18 protein-coding genes are annotated in these 19,555 nt (G+C 75.3%); 9 read left to right on the top strand and 9 right to left on the bottom strand.

The annotated features are described in order from the left end of the window. Positions 1-33: 33 nt before the first annotated feature. On the top strand, positions 34-882 hold the full coding sequence (locus ACWIZO_RS26305; protein ID WP_448640521.1) for a PspA/IM30 family protein: 849 nt from the start codon (positions 34-36) through the stop codon (positions 880-882). Positions 883-943: 61 nt separating this feature from the next. On the opposite strand, the gene ACWIZO_RS26300 is transcribed toward ACWIZO_RS26305, so the two are convergent. Continuing rightward, positions 944-1,948 (bottom strand): hypothetical protein, encoded by a 1,005-nt coding sequence (locus ACWIZO_RS26300; protein WP_448640520.1) that lies wholly within the window; start codon positions 1,946-1,948, stop codon positions 944-946. A 109-nt stretch (positions 1,949-2,057) separates the two neighbouring features. On the opposite strand from ACWIZO_RS26300, the gene ACWIZO_RS26295 reads away from it, so the two are divergent. After that, entirely contained in the window at positions 2,058-2,654 is a 597-nt protein-coding gene (locus tag ACWIZO_RS26295; protein ID WP_448640519.1) for a TetR/AcrR family transcriptional regulator, read from the top strand. Between the two features lie 7 nt (positions 2,655-2,661). Here ACWIZO_RS26295 and ACWIZO_RS26290 read toward each other — a convergent pair whose 3' ends face one another. Further along, positions 2,662-3,516: a DNA-formamidopyrimidine glycosylase family protein gene (locus ACWIZO_RS26290; protein WP_448640518.1), complete on the bottom strand. Its 855-nt coding sequence runs from the start codon at positions 3,514-3,516 to the stop codon at positions 2,662-2,664. A gap of 107 nt (positions 3,517-3,623) precedes the next feature. On the opposite strand from ACWIZO_RS26290, the gene ACWIZO_RS26285 reads away from it, so the two are divergent. Next, positions 3,624-4,217, top strand: coding sequence for an antibiotic biosynthesis monooxygenase (locus ACWIZO_RS26285; RefSeq protein WP_448640517.1), 594 nt, complete (start codon positions 3,624-3,626; stop codon positions 4,215-4,217). Between the two features lie 129 nt (positions 4,218-4,346). Next, a complete protein-coding gene (locus ACWIZO_RS26280; protein ID WP_448640516.1) occupies positions 4,347-5,183 on the top strand; it encodes a DNA-3-methyladenine glycosylase family protein in 837 nt (278 codons plus the stop codon). Here ACWIZO_RS26280 and ACWIZO_RS26275 read toward each other — a convergent pair. Together ACWIZO_RS26275 and ACWIZO_RS26270 are read right to left on the bottom strand one after the other, a co-directional pair. Then, positions 5,125-6,009, bottom strand: coding sequence for a cold shock domain-containing protein (locus ACWIZO_RS26275; RefSeq protein ID WP_448640515.1), 885 nt, complete (start codon positions 6,007-6,009; stop codon positions 5,125-5,127). The two genes, ACWIZO_RS26280 and ACWIZO_RS26275, sit on opposite strands and share 59 nt — an antisense overlap. A 64-nt stretch (positions 6,010-6,073) precedes the next feature. Then, the gene (locus ACWIZO_RS26270; RefSeq protein WP_448640514.1) at positions 6,074-10,678 is read right to left on the bottom strand and encodes an ATP-dependent helicase; all 4,605 of its coding nucleotides are present in this window, start codon (positions 10,676-10,678) and stop codon (positions 6,074-6,076) included. 103 nt (positions 10,679-10,781) lie between these two features. On the opposite strand from ACWIZO_RS26270, the gene ACWIZO_RS26265 reads away from it, so the two are divergent. From ACWIZO_RS26265 to ACWIZO_RS26245, 5 genes are all read left to right on the top strand, one after another. After that, a complete protein-coding gene (locus tag ACWIZO_RS26265) occupies positions 10,782-11,927 on the top strand; it encodes an acyl-CoA dehydrogenase family protein (protein WP_448640513.1) in 1,146 nt (381 codons plus the stop codon). Positions 11,928-11,934: 7 nt separating this feature from the next. Then, positions 11,935-13,191, top strand: coding sequence for an MFS transporter (locus ACWIZO_RS26260; RefSeq protein WP_448640512.1), 1,257 nt, complete (start codon positions 11,935-11,937; stop codon positions 13,189-13,191). Positions 13,192-13,437: 246 nt separating this feature from the next. Further along, on the top strand, positions 13,438-13,632 hold the full coding sequence (locus ACWIZO_RS26255; RefSeq protein ID WP_448640511.1) for a DUF3046 domain-containing protein: 195 nt from the start codon (positions 13,438-13,440) through the stop codon (positions 13,630-13,632). Positions 13,633-13,831: 199 nt separating this feature from the next. Continuing rightward, positions 13,832-14,875, top strand: coding sequence for a recombinase RecA (recA, locus tag ACWIZO_RS26250; RefSeq protein ID WP_448640510.1), 1,044 nt, complete (start codon positions 13,832-13,834; stop codon positions 14,873-14,875). 230 nt (positions 14,876-15,105) lie between these two features. Further along, positions 15,106-15,618, top strand: coding sequence for a regulatory protein RecX (locus ACWIZO_RS26245; RefSeq protein ID WP_448640509.1), 513 nt, complete (start codon positions 15,106-15,108; stop codon positions 15,616-15,618). Between the two features lie 85 nt (positions 15,619-15,703). Here ACWIZO_RS26245 and ACWIZO_RS26240 read toward each other — a convergent pair whose 3' ends face one another. From ACWIZO_RS26240 to ACWIZO_RS26220, 5 genes are all read right to left on the bottom strand, one after another. Beyond that, on the bottom strand, positions 15,704-16,141 hold the full coding sequence (locus ACWIZO_RS26240; protein ID WP_448640508.1) for a hypothetical protein: 438 nt from the start codon (positions 16,139-16,141) through the stop codon (positions 15,704-15,706). A 108-nt stretch (positions 16,142-16,249) separates the two neighbouring features. Beyond that, a complete protein-coding gene (locus ACWIZO_RS26235; RefSeq protein ID WP_448640507.1) occupies positions 16,250-17,143 on the bottom strand; it encodes an amino acid ABC transporter permease in 894 nt (297 codons plus the stop codon). Beyond that, the gene (locus ACWIZO_RS26230) at positions 17,140-17,790 is read right to left on the bottom strand and encodes an amino acid ABC transporter permease (protein ID WP_448640506.1); all 651 of its coding nucleotides are present in this window, start codon (positions 17,788-17,790) and stop codon (positions 17,140-17,142) included. Before ACWIZO_RS26230 ends, ACWIZO_RS26235 begins: the two co-directional genes overlap by 4 nt. Before the next feature lie 85 nt (positions 17,791-17,875). After that, positions 17,876-18,769, bottom strand: coding sequence for a glutamate ABC transporter substrate-binding protein (locus ACWIZO_RS26225; protein ID WP_448640505.1), 894 nt, complete (start codon positions 18,767-18,769; stop codon positions 17,876-17,878). Between the two features lie 19 nt (positions 18,770-18,788). Further along, the gene (locus ACWIZO_RS26220; RefSeq protein WP_446756751.1) at positions 18,789-19,544 is read right to left on the bottom strand and encodes an amino acid ABC transporter ATP-binding protein; all 756 of its coding nucleotides are present in this window, start codon (positions 19,542-19,544) and stop codon (positions 18,789-18,791) included. Positions 19,545-19,555 lie beyond the last annotated feature (11 nt).

The following is a 19,555-nucleotide window of genomic DNA, read 5'->3' as shown; positions in this document are numbered from 1 at the left end:
GGCGCCGTCGTCGGCGCCGGAGCAGGAGGAACCGTGCCCAACCCGATCGTCAAGCTCTGGCGGTACCTGACGGCGTCGGCCAACGCCCAGATCGACCAGCGCGCCGACCCGAAGATCCAGATCGCGCAGGCGATCGAGGCCGAGCAGCAGCGGCACCAGTCGCTGGCCAACCAGGCCGCCGCCGTCCTCGGCAACCAGCGGCAGCTGGAGATGCGGCTCAACCGGCAGCTCGGCGAGGTGGAGAAGCTGCAGGCCTCCGCGCGCCAGGCGCTGGTGCTGGCCGACCAGACCCGCGCTAAGGGCGACGGCGCCAAGGCCGCCGAGTACGAGAACGCCGCGCAGGCCTTCGCCACCCAGCTCGTGGCCGCCGAGCAGGCGATGGAGGACCTCAAGCGCAGCCACGACGAGGCGCTGCAGGCCGCCGAGCAGGCGCGCGGGGCGGTCGAGCAGAGCCGCATGCGGCTGCAGACGACGCTCGCCGAGCGCACCAAGCTAATGAGCCAGCTCGAGCAGGCCAAGATGCAGGAGCACGTGGCCGCCTCGATGCGGCAGGTCAACGAGCTCTCCGCGCCGGGCAACACCCCGAGTCTGGCCGAGGTCCGCGACAAGATCGAGGCCCGCTACGCCAACGCGCTCGGCCAGGCCGAGCTGGCGCAGAGCTCCGTCGAGGGCCGCATGCTCGAGGTGCAGAAGGCGACCCTCGACGTCGCCGGCGCCTCCCGGCTGGAGCAGATCCGCGCGGCGATGGGCGGGCAGACCGCCGTCGAGGGCGGCACTGGCGCCGCGGGTGCCATCGGGCCGGGTGCCCCGTCGTTCGAGAAGCAGCCGTTCGAGCAGCCCGCCGTCCAGCCGGCGGAGCGGCCCGGGCAGCAGGGCGCCTGAGGACGGGCACCGGGGGCCGGTTCCGCAGCGTGCGGAGCCGGCCCCCGGTGCGTTCGCCGGGTCAGGCGGGACGCCGCCGCGCGCGCACCGCGCCGAGGGCGAGGAGCAGCAGGCCGCCGGCCGCCCACAGGGCGAGCACCGTGAGCGGGCCGGCGGCGCCGGTGCCGCCGAAGCCGGACACCGCGCGCAGGGCCGCGACGGTGGCCCCCGGTGGGAGCGCCTGGCCGAGCTCGGCCCAGCCGGCCGGCAGCAGCACCGGCGCGCTGGACGCCGCCGACAGCGGGTTGCCCAGGGCGATGACGACGGCCATCCCCAGGCCCAGGCCGGCCCGCCCGAGGACGGCGGCCAGCCCCAGGACACCGAGGCTCGTCGCGGCGAGCCCCAGGGACAGCACCCCGGCCTCGGCCACCGGGTCACCGGTCAGCGCACCGAGCCAGCCGTGCAGCACGCCGGCCGCTGCCGCACCGCCGAGCACCGCCAGCACGAGCGCGCCGGCCGCCCGCCGTCCGTTCCCGCGCACCCGCAGCGCCAGCACGACGGCGCCCGCCCCGCCGGCCAGGGCCAGCGGCAGCGCGCCGGCCGCGAGCCCGGCGCCGCGCGGGTCGTCGTCGGCGGGCGGGGCGACGTCGTACACGGTCACCGGGCTGCCCCCGGTGGCCGCGGCGGCCGCGGAGCTGAGGAGCTGCGCGACGGCGGGCCCGGCCTGGGTGGCGACGACCACCCGGGGCGCCGCGGGGTCAAGCACGAGCGCGCCGTAGACCTCCCGGTCCTCGACCAGCCGCCGGGCCTCGGCGGCGTCCGCGGCGGGCCGCAGGTCGAGGGCTCCCGGTTGGGCCCGCTCGACGGTGGCGCGGACCTGCTCGAGCGCCGGGGGTGGGCCGACGACGGCGACCGGGACGTCCCGGGGCGCGGTGTGCGTGGCCGGCCAGGCGAAGGCCGCGAGCAGCACGGTGAGCAGGACCGCGACGGCGGCGGCCAGGCCGGCCACCCGGGCCCACGGTGTCGGCGCGGGGACGTCGGTGGGGACTTGCCAGGACGGGGACGGACGGAGCTCTGCGGTGGTCACGTCGACCTCCAGCGATGTAAATCGGACGCTCGTTTGCTTAACACTATCGAGTGTGGACCCGTCCTGGCACGAGCACAAGACGGACGACCGTTCTCCTAGGATGACGGCCGTGCCCCGTGTCTCCGACGACCATCTCGCCGCCCGCCGCCGCCAGGTCCTCGACGCCGCCCTCCGCTGCTTCGAGCGCGACGGCTTCCACGCGACGTCCGTGCGGGACGTCGTCCGGGAGTCGGGGTTGTCGGCCGGCGCCGTGTACAGCTACTTCCCCAGCAAGGACGACCTCGTCGTCGCCGTCATCGAGCCCGTCCTGGAGACGGTGACCGGCGTACTCGACCGCGTCCTGGCCGACGGACTGCGCTCACCGGCCGAGGTGGTCCAGGGCGTGCTGCTCGGGGTGTGGCCGATCGCCACCGGCGGCGGCGCGGACTACACGCGGATCGCGGTCACCGCCTGGGGCGAGGCGCTGCGCGACGAGACGGTGCACGGCATCGCCGTGCGGACCTACGGCCTGGTGCGGCGGCGGCTCACCGAGCGGGTCGTCCAGTGGCGCGACGCCGGGCACCTGCCGCCGGACACCGACCCCGGCGCGCTGGGCCAGGTGCTCTTCTCGGTGCTCGTCGGCGCGGTGCTCCAGCACGCGCTGCTCGGCGACGTCGACCCCGACGGCTACGCCGCGGCTGCGGGGTCCCTGCTGCCGCCGGGGTGAGCGGGCCTCAGGTGGCGCTGGGCAGCGGTGGCGGGTGGTCGGGCTCGCCGGTGCGGGCCGCCGGGTCGACGGGGGCGTCGGTGGCCTGGCAGGTCGGGCACCAGTAGGTGATCCGCTCCTGCAGGTCCGGGCCCTGGTCGCCGCGCAGGATCGGGGTGCCGCACCGGTAACAGGGCTTGTCCTTGCGGCCGTACACCCAGTGGTCGCGGCCGCGGCGCAGGTCGCCGGTGGTGCTCTGCTCCGGGCGGTCGCGGTTGGCCAGCATCAGCCCGCGCGTCCGCTCGACCAGGCCCGGCAGGTCGGCGACGTCGGCCACCCGCATCCACGGGTGCACACCGCAGACGAACAGGCCCTCGACCTTGTAGAGGTTGCCGGGGCCGCAGAGGTTGCGCTGGTCGAGGACGGCCACGCCGATCTGCTCGTCGGGGTGGCTGCGCAGCCGGCGCAGCGCCTCGTCGAGGTCCCAGTCCGGCCCCAGCACGTCGGGGCCGAGGTGGCCCACCACCTGGTCCTCGTGCTCGGTGCGCACCATCGTGACGTCGTGCAGCCGGTACCCCACGCACTCCCACCGGTCGGTGGCGAGGATCGCGCGGATGGAGAAGGCCGGGCCGCCCCGCCACCGCGCGCCGTGCCGGTAGATGTGCCAGCTGCCGTCCATGCGGTAGTGAGTGCGCAGGGTCCAGCCGTCGGTGAACCGGGTGAGCATGTGCTTGCCGCGCGGCACCACCTCGGCGACGGTGCGGCCCGTGAGGTCGGTGGCCGCCAGCTGCGGCACGCGCAGCTCGCCGCGGCGCAGCGTCTGGCCGGCCAGCGCGGTGTTCATCCGCTTGGCCGCCAGCCAGACGGTGTCTCCCTCGGGCACGCCTCCCAGTGTCCCCGCCCCGCGCCCGCGCCGCTGAGCTGCTGTGACACCGCCGACAGGGACAGGGCGGCGGGATGACGACGGCGACCGGCGGCGCTGAGCCTCCCGTGCAGCGACGCGACCCCTCGACGAGCTCCCCGGCCACCGCGTCCGAGGAGGTGGTCGCGGCCGCGGAGCCGGTGACGGTCACCGTCGCCCGCGACGTGCGCGCCGACCAGCGGGAGGACTTCGAGCGGTGGGCCGCCGAGATCCTGGGCCTGGCCGCCGAGTTCCCGGGCAACCTGGGCACCAGCCTGCTGCGCCCCGGCCCGGGGTCGACCCGCTACCACCTCGTCTACCGTTTCGCCGACGGCGAGTCACTGGCCCGCTGGGAGCGCTCGCCCGTGCGACAGGCGGCCCTCGACCGGGTCGAGCACCTCTCCGACGGCGCCGACTACGCGCGGGTAGCGGGCCTGGACAGCTTCTTCACCGCGCTGACCCCGCTGCGCCCCGGCCCGCGGTGGCGGCTGACCGTGCTGACCATCGCCGTGGTCTTCGCCATCACGCTGGCCTTCTCGCTGCTGGTCGCCCCGCACGTGGCGTCCTGGCCGCTGCCCGCGCGGCTGCTGCTGTCGGCGACGATCGTCGTGGTCCTCCTCGGTCAGGTGGTCATGCCGCCGTTGACCCGCTGGCTCGCGCCCTGGCTCCGCGGCCGCCGCTGAGGACCGTCGCACCCCGGCGCAGACCGGCGGCGTGCAGGAGATCCTGGTCCGCGGCCCGTTCGACCTCGCGCAGAGCACGCGCTTCTCGAGGGCTTCGCGCCCGCCCGCCACCCCGGCGCGCCCGACGGCGTGCTGCGGCTGGCCTGCTGGGTCGAGGGGTCGGACGCCGCGGCCGGCATCGCCGTGACCCAGGGCGAGGGTGGCGCGGTGACGGTGCGCGCCGACGCCGAGCCGCCGCGGCCGGCCGAGCAGGTGGCGCGCATCCTCGACGTCGACGTCGACGTCGACGTCGACGTCGACGGGGCGGGGTTCGCCGACGTCACCGCGGGCGACCCGGTGCTCGCGCCGCTGGCCGCCGCCCGCCCCGGCTTCTGGCCGGTCTCCTGGTCCCCCTACGAGGCCGCGTGCTGGGCGGTGCTGTCGCAGCGCACGAGCACCGCGGCCGCGGCGGGGGTCAAGGCCCGCATCGCGGAGCGATTCGGCACCGCGCACGACGTCGAGGGGGTCGCCACGGCCGCGTTCCCCACGCCGTCGCGGCTGGCGGTCGTCGCCGCCGAGCTGCCGGTGCCGCCTGTCGAGCAGGAGCGGCTGCGCGGGCTCGCCGAGGCCGCCCTGGACGGACGGCTCGACGGCGGCCGCCTGCGGGCGCTCCCGGTCGAGCAGGCGCTCGCGTCGGTGCGGGAGCTGCCCGGGATCGGACCGTTCTCCGCCGAGCTCGTCGTGGTGCGGGGCGCCGGCGCACCCGACGTCTTCCCCGCCGCGGAGCCCCGGCTGCACGGGGAGATGGCACACCGCTACGGCCTGGCCGACCCCTCGCCGGCGGAGCTGACGCGGGTCGCCGAGCGCTGGCGGCCGTACCGCAGCTGGGCGGCGGTGCTGCTGCGCGCGGCGGCCGAGGGCCGGGCGCTCAGGTCAGCGGGCGGACGCCGGTCGCGCTCGTCCCGCGAGCACCCGAGGTCCGGGTGAAGGCCACCCGCTGACCCTCCTCGAGCTCGCGGTAGCCGCCGTCGTCGGCGATCTCGGAGAAGTGCACGAAGACGTCGTCGCCGCCGTCGTCGGGGGTGATGAAGCCGAAGCCCTTCTCGCCGTTGAACCACTGGACGGTGCCCTCGGCGGCACCACCGCCACCGCCACCGCCACCGCTGTCGCCACCGCGGCCGCCACGGGGAGCCGGGCGCTGGTCGCGGCCACCCCGGTCCCCACCCCGGTCCCCGCCGCGATCTCCACCGCGGTCGCGGGCCGGCCGGTCGAACCCGCCGCCACCGCGCCGCGCCGGCGGCAGCAGCCGCACGGCCTCGGCCTGCAGCCCGCGGTTGCCCTCGACGAGCTCGAACTCGACCCGGTCGCCCTCCTCGAGCTCGCCGCCGCGGGCCACCGCGGAGACGTGCACGAAGACGTCCTCGGGGACGATGAACCCGAAACCGCGGTCGGGGTCGAAGCGGGCGACGGTGCCCTGGACGACGATGCCGCGCGGGGCGCGCGAGCCCCCGCGCCCCCGGTCGTCGCGGCCACCCCGGTCGTCCCGCCCGCCCCGGTCGTCGCGGCCCCGGTCGCCCCGGTCGTCGCGGCGGCCGCGGGGGGCGCCACCCACCGCCCGCACCCGCTCGGCCTGGGGGCCGCGGGGGCCAGCGGTGGCGTCGAAGTCGACCGGCTGGCCCTCCTCGAGGGTGCGGAAGCCACCGGTGTCCTCGATCGCCGAAAAGTGGACGAAGACGTCGTCCCCGCCCTCCTGCGGCTCGATGAACCCGAAGCCCTTCTCCGCGTCGAACCAGCGGACGGTGCCGGCAGCCATGTCTGTTCCCTCATCCCTCACGTGGTGCGTCGGTCAACGGTACGCGGCGCCAGCGGAAGGCCGGTCAGCCGCGCACCCGCAGCCCGCGGGGGGTGGCGGCAAAGCCGGCGGCCTGCAGCGCGGCCGACAGCGGGGTGTCCTGGTGCACGGAGGCGCCGTCGGCCTTCTGCACCACCATCCGGCCCAGCGCCCCGGCGGCCACGGCGCCCGAAAGCGCGGTGGCGGCCTCCTTGAGCGTCTGCTCGTCCTCGGTCCAGGACAGCAGCGACTTCCCGCCGCGCTCGACGTAGAGCACGAGCTCCCCGTCGACCAGGACGACCAGCGCCCCGGCCTTGCGCCCCGCGCGGTGCCCGGTGCTGCGCCGGCCGCCGCCGGTGCCCTCGCCGACGTCGACGGCCACCTGCTCGGCGGACTCGCCGTCGGAGGGGCCGGTGCGGTCGGGCCAGGGCAGGGCCGCGCCGTAGACGTTGGCCGGGTCGGTGGCCGCCAGGACCACCGGACCCTCGGGTGCCCGGTCGGGCGTGGCGAAGGCCCGCAGCCGGTCGACCGATCCCGGGGTGCCGAACTGTGCGGCGCCGAGGGTCTCGACGAAGTAGCCGCGGCGCGCCCGGTTGTTCTCCTCGAACGCCCGCAGCACCGGGTAGACCGCGGAGAAGCCGCCGGGCACCTGCTCGGCCATCACCGCGCCACGGGTGAGCACGCCGTGCCGCTCGAGCAGCGCCTCGGCCCGGGCGGTGGTGCGCCGTGTCGGGTTCGGCTCGCGCTCGGGCAGCCGCGACCACCGGCCGGCGACCGTCGGCGGGCCGGTGCGCGTGGGCATGGCCGGGCGGCCCAGCCGCGGGCGGCCGTAGCGGGTGCGGTCGACCCGGGCGCGCGGGGGAGCGGGCGCCCGCTTGTGCGTGCCGCCGCCGGCCAGCCGGGTGCGCAGCGGGGCGAGCGTGTCGTTGGTGAGCAGCCCCGCCCACACCAGGTCCCACACGACGTCGGCGAGCGCGGTGTCGTCGGTGGCGCCGATCAGGTCGGACAGTCCGCGGAAGAACACCGCCTGCCCGACCGACAGCTGCTCGAGCACGGCGAACGCCACGCCGCCCTCCTCCGGCAGCTCGACCGGGTCGGGCAGCAGCAGCGGCGCCAGGTCGGCCGGGACCAGGCTCACCCACCCGTCGCCGCCGGGCAGCCCGCCGGCGCCGGCCCACAGCACCTCGCCGGCGCTGGTCAGCTCGTCGAGCATCGCGGGGCGATAGTCGCGCACCCGGGTGGGGAGCACCAGCGTCTCCAGCGCGCTGGCCGGAACCAGCGCACCGGCGAGCTGCTCGACCACGGCCAGCACGCCGTCGACCCCGCGCATCCGGCTGCCCACCGACTGCCAGGACGGGGTGAACCGGGCCAGCGTGCCGATCGGCACCGGCTCGACCTCCTGGCGCAGCTTGGCCAGGCTGCGGCGGCGCACCGAGCGCAGCACGTCGGCGTCGCACCACTCCTGGCCGCTGCCTCCGGGCCGGAACTCGCCGGTGACCAGCCGGCCGGTGCCCACCAGCCGTTGCAGCGTGGCGGTGACGACGGCGACCCCGAGCCCGAGCCGCGCGGCGACCTCGGCCGGCTGGAAGGGGCCGTGGGTGCGGGCGTAGCGGCCGACGAGGTCGCCCAGCGGGTCGGCGACCGGCTCGGTGAACGCCTCGGGCACGCCGACCGGGAGCGCCGTGCCGAGCGCGTCGCGCAGCCGGCCGGCGTCCTCGATGGCGACGTGCCGCTCCTCGCCGGCGATGCGGACGACGATCGCCCGGCGGGAGGCCACCAGCTCCCCGAGCCACTCCGCCGGGACGCCGCGGGCCGCGGCCTCGGCCGGGGTGAGGTCGCCGAGGCCGCGCAGCAGGTCGGAGGCGCCGTCCACGTCGCGCGGGTGCCGCTCGGCGGGCAGCCGCTGCAGCTCGCGCTCCACCTCGGCCAGCGCCTCGGCGTCGAGCAGCTCGCGCAGCTCCGAGCGGCCGAGCAGCTCGGCGAGCAGGCCGGTGTCCAGCGCCAGCGCCTGCGCCCGCCGCTCGGCCAGGGGGGCGTCGCCCTCGTAGAGGAACTGCCCGACGTAGCCGAACAGCAGCGACTGCGCGAAGGGGCTCGCCGCCTGGGTCTGCACGTCGACCACCCGCACCCGCCGCGAGCGGACGTCGCGCATCAGCTCGACCAGGCCCGGCACGTCGTAGACGTCCTGCAGCACCTCGCGGGCGGCCTCGAGCGTGATGGGGAAGGAGGAGAACTCGCTGGCCACGCTGAGCAGCTGCGCGGCGCGCTGGCGCTGCTGCCACAGCGGGGTGCGGCGGCGCGGGTCGCGGCGGGGCAGGAGCAGCGCGCGGGCGGCGCACTCGCGGAACCGGCTGGCGAACAGCGCCGAGCTGCCGACCTCGGCGGTGACCTCGCGCTCGACGTCGTCGGGGTCGAGGACGGCGAGGTCGGCCTCGGGCGGCTCGCCGGTGGTGTCGGGCAGCCGCAGCACGATGCCGTCGTCGGAGTGCATCGAGGCGACGTCGACGCCGTAACGCTCGCGCAGCCGGGCGGCCAGCACCAGCGCCCACGGCGCGTTGACCTGGGCGCCGAAGGGGGAGTGGACGACCAGCCGCCAGTCGCCGAGCTCGTCGCGGAACCGCTCGACCAGCAGCGTGCGGTCGTCGGGGAGGTGGCCGGTGGCCGCCTTCTGCTCGGCGAGGTAGGCGAGCAGGTTGGCCGCGCCCCAGTCGTCGAGGCCGGCCGCCTGGGCCCGCTCGCGGGCCCGCTCGGGCGTCGCCGAGCCGACCTCGCGCAGGAAGGCGCCGAGCGCCCGGCCCAGCTCCAGCGGCCGGCCGGGGGCGTCGCCGTGCCAGAACGGCATCTTCCCCGGCTGGCCGGGTGCGGGGGAGACCAGCACCCGGTCGTGGGTGATCTCCTCGATCCGCCACGACGACGAGCCGAGCAGGAAGACGTCGCCCACCCGCGACTCGTAGACCATCTCCTCGTCGAGCTCGCCCACGCGGCGCCCCCCGGACCCCTCGCCGCCGACGAGGAAGACGCCGAACAGGCCGCGGTCGGGGATGGTGCCGCCGCTGGTGACCGCCAGCCGCTGCGCGCCGCTGCGGGCGGTGAGGGTGTCGGCGACCCGGTCCCAGGTCAGCCGCGGGCGCAGCTCGGCGAACGCGTCGGAGGGGTAGCGGCCGGCCAGCATGTCGAGGACGGCGTGCAGCGCGGAGTCGGGCAGGCCGGAGAACGGCGCCGACCGGCGCAGCAGCGCGCCGACCTCCTCCACCGTGCGGGGTCCCTCCGAGACGATCGCCACGACCTGCTGGGCGAGCACGTCCAGCGGGTTGCGCAGGTAGCGGATCGACTCGATGGCGCCGGCCTTCATCCGCTCGGCCACCAGCGCGCACTGCACGAGGTCGCCGCGGTACTTGGGGAAGAGCACGCCCCGGCTGACCGCGCCGACCTGGTGCCCGGCGCGGCCGACCCGCTGCAGTCCGGCGGCGACGGTGGGCGGCGCCTCGACCTGGACGACGAGGTCGACCGAGCCCATGTCGATGCCAAGCTCCAGCGACGACGTCGCCACCACCGCCGGCAGCCGCCCGGACTTCAGCGCCTCCTCGACGACGGCGCGCTGCTCCCGGGAGACCGAGCCGTGGTGGGCCGCGGCGACCGGCTGCCAGCCCTCGGGCGTGCCGCCGCCGGACCCGGCCTGCGCCATCAGCGCGGCGGCGTTGGTGCCCGGCGGGACCGTCTCGCCGGTGGTCCGCTCGTAGGACATCTCGTTGAGCCGGCTGGTCAGCCGCTCGGCCAGCCGCCGCGAGTTGGCAAACACGATGGTGCTGCGGTGCGCCTCGACCAGGTCGAGCACGCGCTCCTCGACCGCCGGCCAGATCGACGTCCGCGGCTGGTCGCCGGCCGCCGACCCCTCCAGCTCCCCGGTCGGCTGCCCCAGGGTGCTCATGTCCTCGACCGGGACGACGACCGAGAGGTCCCACTGCTTGACCGACGTCGGCTGCACGACCTGCACCGGCCGGCCGCCGGCGAGGAAGGTGGCGACCTCCTCGATCGGCCGCACCGTGGCCGACAGGCCGATGCGCTGCGCCGGGCGGTCGAGCAGCTCGTCGAGGCGGTCGAGCGTGACCGCGAGGTGCGCGCCGCGCTTGCTGTCAGCGACGGCGTGCACCTCGTCGAGGATCACCGTCTCGACGCCGCGCAGCGCCTCGCGGGCGGCGCTGGTCAGCAGCAGGAACAGCGACTCGGGGGTGGTGATGAGGATGTCGGTGGGCCGCCGGGTGAAGGCGCGCCGCTCGTCGGCCGGGGTGTCGCCGGAGCGGATGCCGACGGAGATCTCCGGGCGGGGCAGGCCCAGGCGCAGGGCGGCCTGGCCGATGCCGGTCAGCGGGGCGCGCAGGTTGCGCTCGACGTCGACGGCCAGCGCCTTGAGCGGGGAGACGTAGAGGACCCGGCAGCGCCGGCTCTCCTCGTCCGGCGCGGTGCTGGTGAGCCGGTCGAGGGACCACAGGAAGGCGGCCAGCGTCTTGCCCGACCCGGTCGGGGCGACGACGAGGGCGTGCCCGCCGCTGCCGATGGCCTCCCAGGCGCCCTCCTGCGCGGCCGTGGGCTCGGCGAAGGCGCCGGTGAACCACGCCCGGGTGGGCTCGGAGAACCGGTCGAGAGCAGGCACGTGTCCAGTGTCCCCGCGGGTACGACACTTCGCTGGCCTGCGCGAACGCGCCCCCGCGGCGCCGTCGCCCGTGCGGGTGGTGGCGTGCGGCACACTGCCGGGCATGCGCCACTCGCTCTACGAGGCCGAGCACGAGGACCTCCGGCAGACGGTCCGGGTCTTCCTGGAGAAGAACGTCGCGCCGTTCCACGACCAGTGGGAGCGAGACGGGATCGTGCCGCGCGACGTGTGGCTCGCCGGCGGCGAGCAGGGCCTGCTCGGCTTCGACGTCGACGAGCGGTACGGCGGGGGCGGCGTCCGCGACTTCCGCTACAACGCCGTCCTCGACGAGGAGGTCACCCGGGTCGGCGCCAGCGGCCTGGGCTTCGGCCTGCACAACGACGTCGTCGCCCCCTACCTGCGCGACCTGTGCACCGAGGAGCAGGCGGCGCGCTGGCTGCCCGGCTTCTGCCGCGGCGAGCTGATCACCGCCATCGCGATGACCGAGCCGGGCACCGGCAGCGACCTGCAGTCGATCCGCACCACCGCCCGCCGCGACGGCGACACCTGGGTCCTGGGCGGCGCGAAGACCTTCATCACGAACGGGATCAACGCCGACCTGGTGATCGTGGTCGCGCGCACCGACCCCGACGCCCCGGGCGCGAAGGGCACCAGCCTGCTCGTCGTCGAGCGCGGGATGCCCGGCTTCACCCGCGGCCGCAACCTCGACAAGGTGGGCCTCAAGGCGCAGGACACCGCCGAGCTGTTCTTCGACGACGTCCGGGTGCCCGCGGAGAACCTGCTCGGCACGGAGAACCGCGGCTTCGCGCACCTGATGGCCAACCTGCCGCAGGAGCGGCTCTCGATCGCCGTCGGCGCGGTCGCCGCCTGCGAGACGGTGCTGGCGCAGACCCGCGAGTACGTGACCGGCCGGACGGCGTTCGGCCGCCCGGTCGGCAGCTTCCAGCACAGCCGGTTCGTCCTGGCCGAGCTGCACACGGAGACGACGATCGCGCGCACGTTCGTCGACGAGTGCGTGCGCCAGCTCGACAGCGGGGAGTTGACCGCCGTCGACGCGGCGATGGCCAAGTACTGGACCAGCGAGCTGCAGAACAAGGTCGCCGACCGCTGCCTGCAGCTGCACGGCGGCTACGGCTACATGGACGAGTACCCGGTGTCCAAGGCCTGGCGCGACGCCCGCGTGCAGTCCATCTACGGCGGCACCAACGAGATCATGCGCGAGATCATCGGCCGCTCGCTGGGCCTGTGAGCACCCGGTGACGGCCCCCACCGCCGTCGACGTCGACCGGGTCCAGCGGCGCACGGTCGGCGTCCTCTCCGGCGCGGTGGCACTCGGGGGGCTGGGCGTGACCGTCGGCATCACCGTCGGCGGGCTGCTCGCCCGCGAGGTCGCCGGCAGCGACTCCGCCGCCGGCCTGGGGCAGACGGCCGGTGTGCTGGGTGCGGCGGTCCTCGCCGTCCCGCTGGCGCGGCTGTCGGACCGGGCCGGCCGGCGGGCGGGCCTGGCCGCCGGGTACGCCGTCGCCGTCACCGGCGCCGCGCTGACCGTCCTCGCCGCGGCGCTGTCGTCCCTGCCGCTGCTGCTGACCGGGCTGTTCGCGTTCGGCGCCTCCACCGCCTGCGGCCTGCAGGCCCGCTACGCCGCCGCCGACCTCGCCGCCCCCGAGCGGCGCGGCCGGGCGCTGTCCCTCGTCGTCTGGGCCACGACCGTCGGGTCGGTCCTCGGCCCGAACCTCGCCGCTCCGGGGGCGGGGCTCGGCCGGGCGCTGGGGCTGCCGGCGCTCGGCGGCGGCTTCGTCGTCTCCGCCGTGGTGTTCACCGTCGTCGCGGCCGGTCTGTCGCTGGCGCTGCGCCCGGACCCGCTGCTCCTGGCGCGCCGGCTGCGCGGGGGAGCGGCGACCGCGGCCCGTCCGCGCCGGGCGACCCGGGCCGCGCTGGCCGAGGTGTGGGCGCACCCGGGCGGGCGGCTCGGCCTGGTCGCCGTCGTCGTCTCCCACGCGGTGATGGTCGGCGTCATGGTGATGACGCCGGTGCACATGGGGCACGCCGGCGGTCCCGAGGGGACGACGCTGCGGCTGGTCGGCCTGGTGATCAGCGTGCACGTGGCCGGGATGTACCTGTTCTCCCCCCTGGTGGGCCTGCTGGCCGACCGCGCCGGACGGCGGGCGACGGTCGCCCTGGGCGGGGGACTGCTGCTGGCCGCCGCTGCGCTGGCGGGGACGGCGCCGCCCGACGCGGCCGGCCGGCTCGGCGTCGGCCTGTTCCTGCTCGGGCTGGGCTGGTCGTGCGGTCTGGTGGCCGGCTCGACGCTGGTGACCGAGTCGGTGTCGGGGGAGGTCCGGCCCACGGCGCAGGGCGGCACCGACCTGCTCATGGGCCTGGGCGCGGCGGTGGCCGGCGCGGCGGGCGGACCGCTGCTGGCGGTCGGCGGCTTCGGCCTGGTGGCCCTGGTCTCGGCGGTGCTGGTGCTGCCGCTGGCCGCGGTGTGGCTGCGCGCGGGTGCGGCGGCCTGACGCTCAGCGGCCCCGCATGCCCCGCCACAGGAGCACGAGCGTGATCAGCATGCACAGCGCGATGCCGATCTCCAGGACGGTGTCCCAGGTCGCCGAGCCGGTCGTGGGGAACACGCCTCCAGCCTAGGCCCGCCGAGGACCTCCACCGCCCCGTCCGCGGCCGGGCCCGTTCCTCGACCCGGCCGCCGTCCCGGCCGTCGCGAGGAGTGCGCCGCTCGTCGCCGGACGCGCGCTAGCGTCGGGGATGTGCGCCTGCAGGAGTTCTGGTCCCGGCTCGAGGCCCAGTTCGGGTCGATGCGGGCGCACAGCGTGGCGCGGGACCACGTCTTCGCCGCGCTGGGTGGCCGTACTGCGGTCGACGCCATCGAGGCGGGGCTGCCGGTGCGCCGGGTGTGGCTGGCCATCTGCGAGGAGTACGACGTGCCCGCGAAGGACCGCTGAGGGGCGCTCCCCGCCCAACCCGCGCGGACGGGCCGCGTGTCGCTCGACTCGAACGTGTGTTCGCCCTACAGTGGCGTCCACAGGGAGGTCGTCCCTCCACAGGTCGAGTCGGTCACCGGAAAGTGTCAGACCCCCGACCTACCGTCGCCTCCGACACCGCATCGACTCCACGACACGCGATCTCCCGAAGGTGAGCACCATGGCAACGCTCGACCGCGACAAGGCCCTCGACATGGCCCTCGCCCAGATCGACAAGCAGTTCGGCAAGGGCTCGGTCATGCGGCTGGGCGACACCCCCGCCCAGGCCATGAAGGTCATCCCGACCGGCTCGATCGCGCTCGACATCGCACTCGGCATCGGCGGCCTGCCCCGCGGCCGCGTCGTCGAGGTCTACGGCCCGGAGGCCTCCGGCAAGACCACGGTGGCCCTGCACGCGGTGGCCAACGCCCAGGCCGCCGGCGGCATCGCGGCCTTCATCGACGCCGAGCACGCGCTCGACCCCGAGTACGCCCGGGCCATCGGCGTCGACACCGACGCGCTGCTGGTCAGCCAGCCCGACACCGGTGAGCAGGCGCTCGAGATCGCCGACATGCTGATCCGCTCCGGTGCCCTCGACGTCATCGTCATCGACTCGGTGGCGGCCCTCGTGCCGCGCGCCGAGATCGAGGGTGAGATGGGTGACAGCCACGTCGGTCTGCAGGCCCGCCTCATGAGCCAGGCGCTGCGCAAGATCACCGGTGCCCTGAACAACTCGGGCACCACCGCGATCTTCATCAACCAGCTGCGTGAGAAGGTCGGCATCGTCTACGGCTCGCCCGAGGTCACCACCGGTGGCCGGGCGCTGAAGTTCTACTCGTCGGTCCGCCTCGACGTCCGCCGGATCGAGACCCTCAAGCAGGGCACCGACGCCGTCGGCAGCCGGGTGCGGGTCAAGGTCGTCAAGAACAAGGTCGCCGCGCCGTTCAAGCAGGCCGAGCTCGACCTGCTGTGGGGCCAGGGCTTCAGCCGCGAGGGCGGCCTCATCGACGCCGGGGTCGAGCAGGGCTTCATCCGCAAGTCCGGCGCCTGGTACACGTACGAGGGCGACCAGCTCGGCCAGGGCAAGGAGAACGTCCGCACCTTCCTGCGCGACAACCCCGACCTCGCCGACGAGATCGAGAAGAAGGTCAAGGAGAAGCTGGGCATCGGCCCGCAGGTCGACGCCCCGGCCGCCGACCCGGCCCTTGCCCCGGTCGACTTCTGACACACCCGGTGAGCGGCTGGTCCGGCTCGGCTCGCGGGTCGGCCGACCCCGAGCAGTCCGACCGGCCCGGCGGCCGGCGGAGTCGCACCCCACGCGACCGCGCCGCCCGCCGGCGGCGGTCCGGGCCGTCCCCTGACCCGGACGGCCCGGCCGCCGTGCTCCCCGCGGAGGGCCCGCCTCCCGGGGACCCCGTCGACGACTCCGCTGACGATGCCGGCGACCCGGAGTCCGTGGCCCGCGCCCTCTGCCTGCGGGCGCTGACCGGCGCGCCGAAGACACGGTCGCAGCTGGCCGACCTGCTCCGCCGCCGCGGCGTCCCCGAGGAGGCAGCCGAGGCCGTCCTCGACCGCTTCGGCGAGGTCGGCCTCATCGACGACGCCGCCTTCGCCCGCGCCTGGGTCAGCTCCCGCCAGGCCGGCCGCGGCCTGGCCCGCCGGGCGCTCAAGGCCGAGCTGCGGGCCAAGGGCGTCGACGGCGAGGACGCCGAGCAGGCCCTCGCCCTGGTCGATGACGAGGACGAGCGCACGTCCGCCCGGCGCCTGGTCGAGCGCCGGCTGCCGAGCCTGCGCCGCGTCGACCGGGTCACCGCCACCCGCCGGCTGGTCGGCATGCTCGCCCGCAAGGGCTACGGCGGCGGTCTGGCCGGCGCCGTCGTCCGCGAGGTCCTCGACGAGACCGGATTCGGTCACGGGTCCGGCGGCGGGGACACCGGCGGGGACGGCTGGGAGGACGACCTGCCCTGAGGGGCGGCACCAGACGACGAACGGGCCTCGTCACGCGCGCCGCAGGAGCGGCCTGCGGAACGGGGCCCGTTCGTCGTGCCGGGAGTCAGCCCGCGATGGATCCGGTGGCCGTGCTCCACGTGACGAGGTCGACGGCCCGGCCATCGGGAGCCTCGTCGTCGGCCACCAGCCAGGCTCCCTGGCCGGTGCGTGCCGTGCGGTGCTCGGCGCGCAGCCACTGCTGGACGAGCGCCTCGAAGGAGCGCTCGGGGCGCGTCGCCGGGCGGCTCACCGGGCCCAGGAAGGTCAGGTCGAGCTCGTCGCGGTCGCCGGTCCGCAGGACGACCCGGCAGCGCGCGCGGCGGTGCCGCGCCGGGGGGACGACCTCGCGCACGACCGCGGACTCCGCGCCGGCGGCGGCAGCGAACGAACCGGCGGCGGCGCGCAGCCGGTCGACGAACTCCTGGGCGACGTCGACCTGCCCCGGAGGCAGGCGCACCACGGCGGGCAGCGGCGGCACGACGGGGCGGAGAGCGGTGTCCACGTCCCCCCTCTCGGCAGGGCGGTGCCTCGGGCTGACCGTGGGCGGACCCGCGGTGCGCCGCGGGACGGGCGGGACACCGCGTGACCGTTCCGTGTCCCGCCCCGGCCGTCAGACGGCGCCGCCGCCCCCGCCCATCTGGACGTCGGCGGGGAGCTCGACCTCCTTCGCCGCGGTGGTCTTGCGGTTGGCGCGGGTGCGCCGCTCGATGTAGCGCGCCAGCTGCGAGAGCAGCACGTTGACCACGATGTAGATCAGCCCGGCGGCCACGTAGAGCTGGAAGGTGTACTGGCTGCCGAAGGAGAAGTTGAAGAACTCGACCAGGCTGCGCGCGGTCCGGAGCAGCTCGACGTAGCCGACGATGAACCCCAGCGACGAGTCCTTGAGCAGCACGACGAGCTGGGCGACCAGCACCGGCAGCATCCGGCGCACCGCCTGCGGCAGCAGCACGAGGGTCATCACCTGGGTCTTGCGCATGCCCAGGGCGAAGGCCGCCTCCCGCTGACCCCGGTCGACCGACAGGATCCCCGCCCGGAAGATCTCGGCGAGGACGGCCATGTTGTAGAGCGTCAGGCCCAGCGCCAGGGCCCGGAAGGCCGTCATCGGGATGCCGACGGTGGGTAGGAACAGCAGGCAGAACAGGATCAGGATCAGCAGCGGCACGGCGCGGAAGAACTCGATGAGCACGCCGACGGGGATCCGCACCCAGCTGTGGTCGGAGAGCCGGCCGACGGCCAGGAGCGCGCCCAGCACGGTGGCCGCGACCATGCCGACGGCGGCCACGGCCAGGGTGTTGACCAGCCCCTCGCCGAGCGCCTGGGGCACGCCGGAGGCCGGGTCGAACAGGACCGCCCACCGGTCGGGCTGCAGCTGGCCGTTGGCGGCCAGGCGCCACACCGCCAGGCCGACCAGGACCAGGACGACCAGCCCGCCGACGAGGGTGCCGATGCGCTGACGTCGGCGGGCGCTGGGCCCGGGGAGGTCGAACAGGACGCTCGTGCTCATCGGACGATCGCCACCCGGTTCTCGATGGCCCGGATCAGCCAGGCCGAGGGGAGCGTGATGACCAGGTAGCCGAGCACGACGGCGCCGAAGACGGCCAGCAGCTGGTCGGCGTTGGCGTTGGCCAGTCGCTGCAGGGCCGCGGTGAGGTCGGTGACGGCGAAGCCGGCCGCGATGGAGGTGTTCTTCGCCAGCGCGATCCAGACGTTGCCCAGCGGCGGGACCACGGTCCGGAACGCCTGTGGCAACACGATCTGGCGCAGTGACTGCCCGAACGTCAGCCCGAGGGCACGGGCGGCCTCGGCCTGGCCCGGTGGGACGGCGTTGATCCCGGAGCGCAGCGCCTCGCAAACGAAGGCGGCGGTGTACAGCGACAGCGCGGCGACGGCCGTGAGGAAGCGGCTCGGGAACTGCAGGTCGATCTGCACGATGCCGAAGGCCAGGAAGAAGAAGACCACGGTCAGCGGGGTGTTGCGGAACACCTCGACGTAGAAGGTGGCCAGCCCCCGCAGCGGAGGCACGGGGCTGACCCGCATCGCGGCGAGCACGGTGCCGAGCACCAGGGCGCAGACGCCGCTGGCGACCGCGAGGGAGAGCGTCGTCAGGAACGCGCTCCACAGCAGGTCTGAGTTGTCGCTGATGAACTGCACCGCGCCCTCGGTAGGTCAGGTGACGGGGGACGCCGCCGGGCGGGGGCCCGCCCGGCGGCGTCGGGGACTCGTGGGTCGCGAGGACTCAGTAGCGGTCGACCGTCGGCGGCTCGGGGGCCTCCTCGCCGGTGATCTGGCCGGCGGTGCGGTCCCAGGCGTCGGCCCAGCGGCCGTCCTCGAAGGACTGCTCGAGGACGTCGTTGATGAAGGTGCGGAACTCGGTGTCGCCCAGCTGCAGGCCGATGCCGTAGGGCTCCTCGGTGAACGGGTTGCCGACCAGCTCGAAGCCGTCGGGGTTGCCGGCCACCAGACCGGTGAGGATGACGTTGTCCGTCGTCACCGCCTGGACGTTGCCGTTGGCCAGGTCGTCGGCGCACTTGGAGTAGACGTCGTAGGTGACCAGCTGGGCCTCGGGGTAGTTGTCCCGGATGTTCTGCGCCGGCGTGGAGCCCTCGACCGAGCAGACGGTCTTGCCGGCGAGGTCGTCGGGGCCCTCGATGCCCTCGGGGTTGCCGGACGCCACCATGATGTCCTGGCCGGCGATGTAGTAGGGGCCGGCGAAGTCGACGACCTGCTTGCGGGCGTCGTTGATGGTGTAGGTCGCCACCACCATGTCGACCTGGCCGTTCTGGATGAACGGCTCGCGGTTGGCCGAGACCGTCTCGGTCCACGTGATGCCGTCCTCGGGGATGCCGAGCTCCGCGGCGACGATCTTGGCGATCTCGACGTCGAAGCCCTCGGGGTCCCCGCTCTGCGGGTTGAGCAGGCCGAACCCGGGCTGGTCGAACTTCGTGCCGATGGTGATGGCGCCGGCCTCGTTGAGCTCGGCCATCGTCGTGCCCTCCGGGAGCTCGACGTCCTCGGCGACGGTCGGGGAGGCCGAGGACTCCTCCGCGGCCTGGTTGCCGGCCTCGCTCGAACAGGCGGCCAAGGTCAGGCCGAGTGCGGCGAACGCCGCGATCCGTCGGGTGCTGCGCATGGGTGTCCTCCCGGAGGGGTCAGTGGTTGAGGATCTTGGACAGGAAGTCGCGCGCCCGGTCCGAGCGCGGGGCGGTGAAGAAGGTCTCGGGATCGGCCGACTCGACGATCCGGCCGCCGTCCATGAACACGACGCGGTTGGCCGCGCGGCGGGCGAAGCCCATCTCGTGGGTGACCACGACCATCGTCATGCCCTCCCGGGCCAGGGAGATCATGACGTCGAGGACCTCGTTGATCATCTCGGGGTCGAGGGCCGACGTCGGCTCGTCGAAGAGCATGACCTTGGGGTCCATGGCCAGCGCGCGGGCGATGGCGACCCGCTGCTGCTGGCCGCCGGAGAGCTGGGCCGGGTACTTGTCGGCCTGGTGCCCGACGCCGACCCGGTCGAGCAGCTCGCGGGCGCGCTTCTCGGCGTCGGCCTTCGACTGCCGGCGCACCCGGGTCGGCGCGAGCGTGACGTTCTCGAGGATCGTCTTGTGGGCGAAGAGGTTGAAGCTCTGGAAGACCATGCCGACGTCGCTGCGCAGCTTCGCGAGGGCCTTGCCCTCCTCGGGCAGCCGCTGCCCGTCGATGCTGATCTCGCCCTGCTCAATCGACTCGAGGCGGTTGATGGTGCGGCAGAGCGTGGACTTGCCCGAGCCCGACGGACCGATGACCACCACGACCTCGCCGCGGTCGATCGACAGGTCGATGTCCTGCAGGACGTGCAGGTCGCCGAACCACTTGTTGACGCCGGTCAGCTGGACGAGAGGTCCTCCGGCGAGCTGGCTGGTCACCCGTTGGACCC

The organism is Geodermatophilus sp. URMC 63, from assembly GCF_053502565.1.
Note: the sequence above shows the minus strand (reverse complement) of the source record. Positions and strands in the feature narration are given on the sequence as shown.